Genomic DNA, 8,803 nt, shown 5'->3' on the forward strand with positions numbered 1-8,803 from the left:
CCGTTTCCGGTGTCCCCCTCGGGGCTGCTAGTCGCGGGCCGCGGTCAGATGTTCCGCGTGTTCCTGGAGCGACCGGACGCTCACGTCGCCGCGGTTTAGGGCGTCGATGCCCTGGACCGCCGCCGCGAGCGCCTGGACCGTCGTCAGGCACGGCACGGACCGTGCCACGGCCGCCGTACGGATGTCGTAGCCGTCGAGGCGGCCGCCCGTGCCGTACGGGGTGTTGACGATGAGGTCGACCTCGCCGTCGTGGATGAGCTGGACGATGGTCTTCTCGCCGTTCGGGCCGGTGCCCTCGGACTGCTTGCGCACGACGGTGGCGTTGATGCCGTTGCGCTTGAGCACCTCGGCCGTGCCGGACGTGGCCATCAGCTCGAAGCCGTGGGCGACCAGCTCGCGCGCCGGGAAGATCATCGAGCGCTTGTCGCGGTTGGCGACCGAGATGAAGGCGCGGCCCTTGGTGGGCAGCGGGCCGTAGGCGCCCGCCTGCGACTTGGCGTACGCCGTGCCGAAGACGGAGTCGATGCCCATGACCTCGCCCGTGGAGCGCATCTCCGGGCCGAGGACCGTGTCGACGCCGCGGCCGTGGATGTCGCGGAAGCGCGACCACGGCATGACGGCCTCCTTGACGGAGATCGGCGCGTCGAGCGGGAGCTCGCCGCCGTCGCCGGTGGCCGGGAGCAGGCCCTCGGCGCGCAGCTCGGCGATGGTCGCGCCCAGCGAGATCCGGGCGGCGGCCTTGGCCAGCGGCACCGCCGTCGCCTTCGAGGTGAAGGGGACGGTCCGGGAGGCACGCGGGTTGGCCTCCAGGACATAGAGGATGTCGCCCGCCAGCGCGAACTGGATGTTGATCAGGCCGCGCACCCCGACACCGCGCGCGATGCCCTCCGTGGAGGCCCGCAGGCGCTTGATGTCGAAGCCGCCGAGCGTGATCGGGGGCAGGGCGCACGCCGAGTCGCCGGAGTGGATGCCGGCCTCCTCGATGTGCTCCATGACGCCGCCGAGGTAGAGCTCCTGGCCGTCGTAGAGCGCGTCGACGTCGATCTCGATCGCGTCGTCGAGGAACCGGTCGACCAGGACCGGCCGGGACGGGCTGATCTCCGTCGACTCGGCGATGTACGCCTCCAGGCGCGTCTCGTCGTAGACGATCTCCATGCCGCGCCCGCCGAGGACGTACGACGGACGCACCAGGACCGGGTAGCCGATCTCGTCGGCGATGGCCTTGGCCTCGGCGAAGGTGGTGGCGGTGCCGTGCTTGGGGGCCGGGAGGCCGGCCTCCTGGAGGACCCGTCCGAAGGCGCCCCGGTCCTCGGCGGCGTGGATGGCCTCCGGGGAGGTGCCCACGATCGGCACGCCGTTGTCCTTGAGCGCCTGCGACAGGCCCAGCGGGGTCTGGCCGCCGAGCTGGACGACGACGCCCGCGACGGGTCCGGCCTGCTGCTCGGCGTGGACGATCTCCAGCACGTCCTCGAGCGTCAGCGGCTCGAAGTACAGGCGGTCGGAGGTGTCGTAGTCCGTGGAGACGGTCTCCGGGTTGCAGTTGACCATCACGGTCTCGTAGCCCGCGTCGCTCAGCGCGAAGGAGGCGTGGACGCAGGAGTAGTCGAACTCGATGCCCTGGCCGATGCGGTTCGGGCCGGAGCCCAGGATGATGACCGCGGGCTTCTCGCGCGCGGCGACCTCGGTCTCCTCGTCGTAGGAGGAGTAGAAGTACGGCGTCTTCGCGGCGAACTCGGCGGCGCAGGTGTCGACCGTCTTGTAGACCGGGCGGATGCCCAGCGCGTGCCGGACCTCGCGGACGACGTCCTCGCGCAGGCCGCGGATCTCACCGATCTGCGTGTCGGAGAAGCCGTGCCGCTTGGCCTCGGCGAGCAGGTCGGCGGTCAGCTCCGGCGCCCCGGCCAGCTCGTCCGCGATCTCCTTGATGAGGAAGAGCTGGTCGACGAACCACGGGTCGATCTTCGTGTACTCGAAGACCTCCTCGGGCGTGGCGCCCGCGCGGATGGCCTGCATGACGGTGTTGATGCGGCCGTCGGTGGGGCGGACGGACTCGCGGAGCAGCTCGTCCTTGTCGCCGGCGGATCCGGGCTCGCCGACGAACGTGAACTGGCTGCCCTTCTTCTCCAGCGAACGCAGGGCCTTCTGGAAGGCCTCGGTGAAGTTGCGGCCGATGGCCATGGCCTCGCCGACCGACTTCATGGTGGTGGTGAGGGTGGCGTCCGCGCTCGGGAACTTCTCGAAGGCGAAGCGCGGGGCCTTCACGACCACGTAGTCGAGCGTCGGCTCGAAGGAGGCCGGGGTCTCCTGCGTGATGTCGTTCGGGATCTCGTCGAGCGTGTAGCCGACGGCGAGCTTGGCGGCGATCTTGGCGATCGGGAAGCCGGTGGCCTTGGAGGCGAGCGCCGAGGAACGCGAGACACGCGGGTTCATCTCGATGACGATCACGCGACCGTCCTCGGGGTTCACCGCGAACTGGATGTTGCAGCCACCGGTGTCGACGCCGACCTCGCGGATGACGGCGATGCCGATGTCGCGCAGGGTCTGGTACTCGCGGTCGGTGAGGGTCATCGCCGGGGCGACCGTGATCGAGTCTCCGGTGTGCACGCCCATGGGGTCGAAGTTCTCGATGGTGCAGACGACCACGACGTTGTCGTGCTTGTCGCGCATCAGCTCCAGCTCGTACTCCTTCCAGCCGAGGATGGACTCCTCCAGGAGCACCTCGGTGGTCGGCGAGAGCGTGAGGCCCTGGCCGGCGATGCGGCGCAGCTCCTCCTCGTCGTGCGCGAAGCCGGAGCCTGCGCCGCCCATGGTGAAGGACGGGCGGACGACGACCGGGTAGCCGCCGAGCGTCTCGACGCCCTGGAGGACGTCGTCCATCGAGTGGCAGATGACCGAGCGGGCGGACTCGCCGTGCCCGATCTTCGCGCGGACGGCCTCGACGACGTCCTTGAAGAGGTCGCGGTCCTCGCCCTTGTTGATCGCCTCGACGTTGGCGCCGATGAGCTCGACGCCGTACTTGTCGAGGGTCCCCGCCTCGTGCAGCGAGATGGCCGTGTTGAGGGCCGTCTGGCCGCCCAGGGTGGGCAGCAGGGCGTCCGGGCGCTCCTTGGCGATGATCTTCTCGACGAACTCGGGGGTGATCGGCTCGACGTAGGTGGCGTCGGCGATCTCCGGGTCGGTCATGATCGTCGCCGGGTTGGAGTTCACCAGGACGACCCGGAGACCCTCGGCGCGCAGGATGCGGCACGCCTGGGTGCCGGAGTAGTCGAACTCGGCGGCCTGGCCGATGACGATCGGGCCGGAGCCGATGACCAGGACGGACTGGATATCGGTGCGCTTAGGCACGCTGGCCCTCCATCAGGGATACGAAGCGGTCGAACAGGTAGGCGGCGTCGTGCGGGCCGGCTGCCGCTTCGGGGTGGTACTGGACGCTGAACGCGGGGCGGTCGAGGAGCTGCAGCCCCTCCACCACGTTGTCGTTCAGGCAGACGTGCGACACCTCGGCGCGGCCGAACGGGGTCTCGGAGACCTGGTCGAGCGGTGCGTCGACGGCGAAGCCGTGGTTGTGCGCGGTGACCTCGACCTTGCCGGTCGTACGGTCCTGCACCGGCTGGTTGATGCCGCGATGGCCGTACTTCAGCTTGAAGGTGCCGAAGCCGAGCGCGCGGCCCAGGATCTGGTTGCCGAAGCAGATGCCGAAGAGCGGGGTGCCGCGCTCCAGGACGCCCCGCATGACGGAGACGGGGTGGTCGGCGGTGGCCGGGTCGCCCGGGCCGTTGGAGAAGAACACGCCGTCCGGGTTGACCGCGTAGACGTCCTCGACGGTCGCGGTGGCCGGGAGCACGTGCACCTCTATGCCGCGCTCGGCCATGCGGTGCGGGGTCATGCCCTTGATGCCGAGGTCGACGGCGGCGACGGTGAACTTCTTCTCGCCGACGGCGGGCACGACGTACGGCTCGGTGGTGGCGACCTCGGCGGAGAGGTTCGCGCCCTTCATCTGGGGGGCTTCCTGGACGCGGGCCAGCAGCGCGCCGTCCTCCCGCACCGCCTCGCCGCTGAAGATGCCGACGCGCATGGCGCCGCGCTCGCGCAGGTGACGCGTGAGGGCGCGGGTGTCGATGCCGGAGATGCCGACGACGCCCTGCGTCGCGAGCTCCTCGTCCAGCGAGCGCCGGGAGCGCCAGTTGGACGGCACGCGCGCGGGGTCGCGCACGACGTACCCGGCGACCCAGATGCGCTTGGACTCGGGGTCCTCGTCGTTCACGCCGGTGTTGCCGACGTGCGGGGCGGTCATCACCACGACCTGGCGGTGGTACGAGGGGTCGGTGAGCGTCTCCTGGTAGCCGGTCATGCCGGTGGAGAACACCGCTTCGCCGAAGGTCTCCCCCACGGCCCCGTAGGCACGGCCGCGGAAGATCCGGCCGTCCTCCAGGACGAGTACGGCGGGAGTCCTGGCAGCTCCCCTTGTGGAGGTGGTCATCGTTCGACGCCTTCCCTGGTGTTCGTTTCGATCATGGAGTTGAGGGCCTCGACCCACTCGTTGTGCTCGGCCGCGTGGTCGGAGCGGAACCCGGAGTCGATCAGCCGGTCGCCGTGCGCCCAGGTGACGATCAGCAGGCCGCCCTCGGTGAGGACCTTGCCCGCGATGCCCTTGTCGAGCCGGGCCTCACGGAGCCGCGCGGCCGGGACGAAGAAGTCGCTCGCCCCGGGGCGTACGACGTCGAGGCCGGCGTCCGTGAGGGTGAGCTCGGCGCGGCTGCGGGTGCCCAGGCCCTGGGCCACGATGCGGTCGAGCCACTGACCGGCCGTGGTGGAGCCGTGGTAGCGGCCGCTCATGCCCAGCTTCGCGGGGCCCGGGTCGTCCGGGGCGGTGGGCAGCTCGGGCAGGTCGCCCTGGAGGGTGCCGCGCCACTTCCAGCCCTCGCGCATCAGCCAGTAGACGAGCGCGACGAAGAGGGCGAGGCCGACGACCCAGCCGATGCGGGCGGCCCAGTCGGTCACTTGCGCCGATTCCTTCTCGGCGGCCAGCAGGAATACAGGTGTCACGTGAGCTTCCCGTCGACGAGCGTGGCCTTGCCCCGCAGCCATGTGTGCGTCACACGGCCCGGCAGCTCGCGCCCCTCGTAGGGGGTGTTGCGGCTGCGCGAGGCGAAGCCCGCGGGTTCCACCAGCCCACGGTATGCCGTGTCGACCAGGGTGAGGTTGGCGGGCTCACCTGCCGAGACGGGACGTCCGTGGCCCGTGGCCTGTCCGATCTGCGCGGGCTTGACGGACATCCGGTCGGCGACGCCGGCCCAGTCCAGCAGACCCGTGTCGACCATGGTCTCCTGCACCACTGACAACGCGGTCTCCAGGCCGACCATGCCCATGGCGGCCGCGGCCCACTCGCAGTCCTTGTCCTCGTGCGGGTGCGGGGCGTGGTCGGTGGCGACGATGTCGATCGTGCCGTCGGCGAGCGCCTCGCGCAGGGCCAGCACGTCGCGCTCGGTGCGCAGCGGCGGGTTGACCTTGTAGACCGGGTTGTACGAGCGGACCAGCTCGTCGGTCAGGAGCAGGTGGTGCGGGGTGACCTCGGCGGTGACGGCGATGCCGCGGGACTTGGCCCAGCGGACGATCTCGACGGAGCCGGCGGTCGACAGGTGACAGATGTGGACGCGGGAGCCGACGTGGTCGGCGAGCAGGACATCCCGGGCGATGATCGATTCTTCGGCCACCGCGGGCCAGCCCCCGAGCCCCAGCTCGGCGGAGACGATGCCCTCGTTCATCTCGGCGCCCTCGGTCAGCCGCGGCTCCTGCGCGTGCTGCGCGACGACACCGCCGAAGGCCTTCACGTACTCCAGGGCGCGGCGCATGATCACCGCGTCGTGGACGCACTTGCCGTCGTCGGAGAAGACGGTGACACCGGCGGCCGACTCGTGCATGGCGCCCAGCTCGGCGAGCTTCCTGCCCTCCAGGCCGACGGTGACGGCACCGATGGGCTGGACGTCGCAGTAGCCGTGCTCCTTGCCGAGCCGCCAGACCTGCTCGACGACACCGGCGGTGTCGGCGACCGGGAAGGTGTTGGCCATGGCGAACACGGTGGTGTAGCCGCCGCCGGCCGCCGCCCGCGTGCCGGTCAGGACGGTCTCGGAGTCCTCACGGCCGGGCTCGCGCAGATGGGTGTGCAGATCGACCAGGCCCGGCAGCAGCACCTTGCCGTCGGCCTCGACGATCTCGGCGCCCTCGGCGCTCAGGCCGGCCCCGACCTCGGCGATCGTCCCGCCGTCGATCAGCACGTCCTGCGGCTCGCCGCCCAGCACCTTCGCACCACGGATCAGAATCTTGCTCATCAGTCTTACTTCTCCTCGGTACGGGACTGGGTGACGGCGGGTTCGTTGCCACCGAGCAGCAGGTACAGGACGGCCATCCGGATGGACACTCCGTTTGCGACCTGCTCCACGACGGTGCAGCGGTCGGAGTCGGCGACCTCGGCGGTGATCTCCATGCCGCGGACCATCGGGCCGGGGTGCATCACGATGGCGTGCTCGGGCATCCGCGCCATGCGCTCGCCGTCGAGGCCGTAGCGCCGGGAGTACTCGCGCTCGGTCGGGAAGAAGGCGGCGTTCATGCGCTCGCGCTGGACGCGCAGCATCATCACCGCGTCGGACTTGGGCAGCGTGCTGTCGAGGTCGTACGACACCTCGCAGGGCCAGGTCTCGATGCCGACGGGCACCAGGGTCGGCGGGGCGACGAGGGTGACCTCGGCGCCCAGGGTGTGCAGCAGGTCGACGTTGGAGCGGGCGACCCGGCTGTGCAGGATGTCGCCGACGATGGTGATGCGCCTGCCGGCGAGGTCCTGGCCGATCCCGGCGTCCGGGCCGACCAGACGGCGGCGCATGGTGAAGGCGTCCAGCAGGGCCTGCGTGGGGTGCTGGTGGGTGCCGTCGCCCGCGTTGACGACGGCCGCGTCGATCCAGCCGGAGTTCGCCAGCCGGTACGGGGCTCCCGAGGAGCCGTGCCGGATGACCACGGCGTCGACGCCCATGGCCTCCAGGGTCTGGGCGGTGTCCTTCAGGGACTCACCCTTGGAGACGCTGGAGCCCTTGGCGGAGAAGTTGATGACGTCCGCGGACAGCCGCTTCTCGGCGGCCTCGAAGGAGATCCGGGTCCGGGTGGAGTCCTCGAAGAAGAGGTTGACGATCGTGCGGCCACGCAGGATGGGCAGTTTTTTGATCGGCCGGTCGGCGACCCGGGCCATCTCCTCGGCGGTGTCGAGGATCAGGACGGCGTCGTCGCGGGTGAGGTCGGCGGCCGAGATGAGATGACGCTGCATCTGTCAGGCTCCGTAAGGCAGTTCAGGAGAATTCGGGCAGACGGGTGCGCGCGGGGGCGCACTGAGCCGGCGTACGACAGCGGCGTACGCCTGAAGCGCTACTGGGAGGTCTGCTTGGCACCGAGCAGCACGGTGTCGCGACCGTCCTCCTCGGCGAGCTGGACCTTGACCGTCTCCCGCAACGACGTGGGGAGGTTCTTGCCGACGTAGTCGGCGCGGATGGGCAGTTCGCGGTGACCGCGGTCGACGAGGACGGCGAGCTGCACCGCGCGCGGGCGCCCGATGTCGTTCAGCGCGTCGAGGGCGGCCCGGATGGTGCGGCCGGAGAAGAGCACGTCGTCGACGAGGACGACCAGCTTGCCGTCGATGCCGTCACCGGGGATCTCGGTGCGGGCCAGCGCACGCGGTGGGTGCATGCGCAGGTCGTCGCGGTACATGGTGATGTCGAGCGAGCCGCACGGAACCTTGCGCTCGGTGATCTGCTCGAGCTTGTCGGCGAGCCGCCGGGCGAGGAAGACGCCCCGGGTCGGAATGCCGAGGAGCACCACGTCGTCGGCGCCCTTGGCGCGCTCGACGATCTCATGGGCGATGCGGGTCAGTACCCGCGCGATGTCGGGCCCTTCGAGAACGGGCCGGGCATCGGACTGCGTGTCGTGCGTGTCGTGCGTGTCCATACGAAACGGACCCCCTTCTCCGCCTCACGGGACGGACCTTAAAGGACGTCGGGATTGCGCCATACACGGTAGCAGGTCCCCGCGATCATTCCGATAGCCCCCTCGAATCACCCGTTCGGCCTAACAGAGTGCCGATACCACGGAAGCGTCGGTGCGGACCATTCGGCTTGACGCGGCAGAGTAACGCTGCGTAACCTCACAGTGAGTTACCAGCCGCGCGGTCCGGCAACACAGCTGATCGCGTCGACACAGTGCCGGGGAGCTATATGTCCAGCGAATACGCCAAACAGCTCGGGGCCAAGCTCCGGGCGATCCGCACCCAGCAGGGCCTTTCCCTCCACGGTGTCGAGGAGAAGTCCCAGGGACGCTGGAAGGCGGTCGTGGTCGGTTCGTACGAGCGCGGCGACCGCGCCGTGACCGTACAGCGCCTCGCCGAACTGGCGGACTTCTACGGCGTTCCCGTGCAGGAGCTTCTCCCGGGCACCACTCCGGGCGGCGCCGCCGAGCCGCCGCCGAAGCTGGTCCTGGACCTGGAGCGGCTGGCCACGGTGCCGGCCGAGAAGGCGGGCCCTCTGCAGCGCTACGCGGCCACGATCCAGTCGCAGCGCGGTGACTACAACGGCAAGGTGCTCTCGATCCGCCAGGACGATCTGCGCACACTCGCCGTCATCTACGACCAGTCGCCGTCGGTCCTCACCGAACAGCTGATCAGCTGGGGTGTCCTGGACGCGGACGCGCGCCGCGCGGTCGCCTCCCACGAGGAGGGCTGAGCCCTCAGCGGGCAGCGCAGAAACGTGCCGCCGGGGTGGCCGGAACC

7 protein-coding genes are annotated in these 8,803 nt (G+C 70.2%); 1 reads left to right on the forward strand and 6 read right to left on the reverse strand.

The window, feature by feature from the left end:
- Positions 1 to 27: 27 nt before the first annotated feature.
- From carB to pyrR, 6 genes are all read right to left on the reverse strand, one after another.
- Complete coding sequence (carB, locus tag ACFTZL_RS35705) at positions 28 to 3,345, reverse strand: carbamoyl-phosphate synthase large subunit (protein ID WP_382591755.1); 3,318 nt, start codon at positions 3,343 to 3,345, stop codon at positions 28 to 30.
- The gene (gene carA, locus ACFTZL_RS35710; protein ID WP_382591758.1) at positions 3,338 to 4,480 is read right to left on the reverse strand and encodes a glutamine-hydrolyzing carbamoyl-phosphate synthase small subunit; all 1,143 of its coding nucleotides are present in this window, start codon (positions 4,478 to 4,480) and stop codon (positions 3,338 to 3,340) included. Before carA ends, carB begins: the two co-directional genes overlap by 8 nt.
- The gene (locus ACFTZL_RS35715; RefSeq protein ID WP_382591761.1) at positions 4,477 to 5,046 is read right to left on the reverse strand and encodes a hypothetical protein; all 570 of its coding nucleotides are present in this window, start codon (positions 5,044 to 5,046) and stop codon (positions 4,477 to 4,479) included. Before ACFTZL_RS35715 ends, carA begins: the two co-directional genes overlap by 4 nt.
- Complete coding sequence (locus ACFTZL_RS35720) at positions 5,043 to 6,329, reverse strand: dihydroorotase (protein WP_382591764.1); 1,287 nt, start codon at positions 6,327 to 6,329, stop codon at positions 5,043 to 5,045. Before ACFTZL_RS35720 ends, ACFTZL_RS35715 begins: the two co-directional genes overlap by 4 nt.
- Positions 6,330 to 6,334: 5 nt before the next feature.
- Entirely contained in the window at positions 6,335 to 7,312 is a 978-nt protein-coding gene (locus ACFTZL_RS35725; RefSeq protein WP_382591767.1) for an aspartate carbamoyltransferase catalytic subunit, read from the reverse strand.
- Between the two features lie 98 nt (positions 7,313 to 7,410).
- The gene (gene pyrR / locus ACFTZL_RS35730) at positions 7,411 to 7,986 is read right to left on the reverse strand and encodes a bifunctional pyr operon transcriptional regulator/uracil phosphoribosyltransferase PyrR (protein WP_382591770.1); all 576 of its coding nucleotides are present in this window, start codon (positions 7,984 to 7,986) and stop codon (positions 7,411 to 7,413) included.
- A 266-nt stretch (positions 7,987 to 8,252) separates the two neighbouring features.
- Here pyrR and bldD point away from each other — a divergent pair, with 266 nt between their 5' ends.
- Positions 8,253 to 8,756 (forward strand): transcriptional regulator BldD, encoded by a 504-nt coding sequence (bldD, locus tag ACFTZL_RS35735; protein WP_030166512.1) that lies wholly within the window; start codon positions 8,253 to 8,255, stop codon positions 8,754 to 8,756.
- Positions 8,757 to 8,803 lie beyond the last annotated feature (47 nt).

It is taken from the genome of Streptomyces sp. NPDC056948 (assembly GCF_042674225.1).
Classification (GTDB): domain Bacteria; phylum Actinomycetota; class Actinomycetes; order Streptomycetales; family Streptomycetaceae; genus Streptomyces; species Streptomyces purpurascens.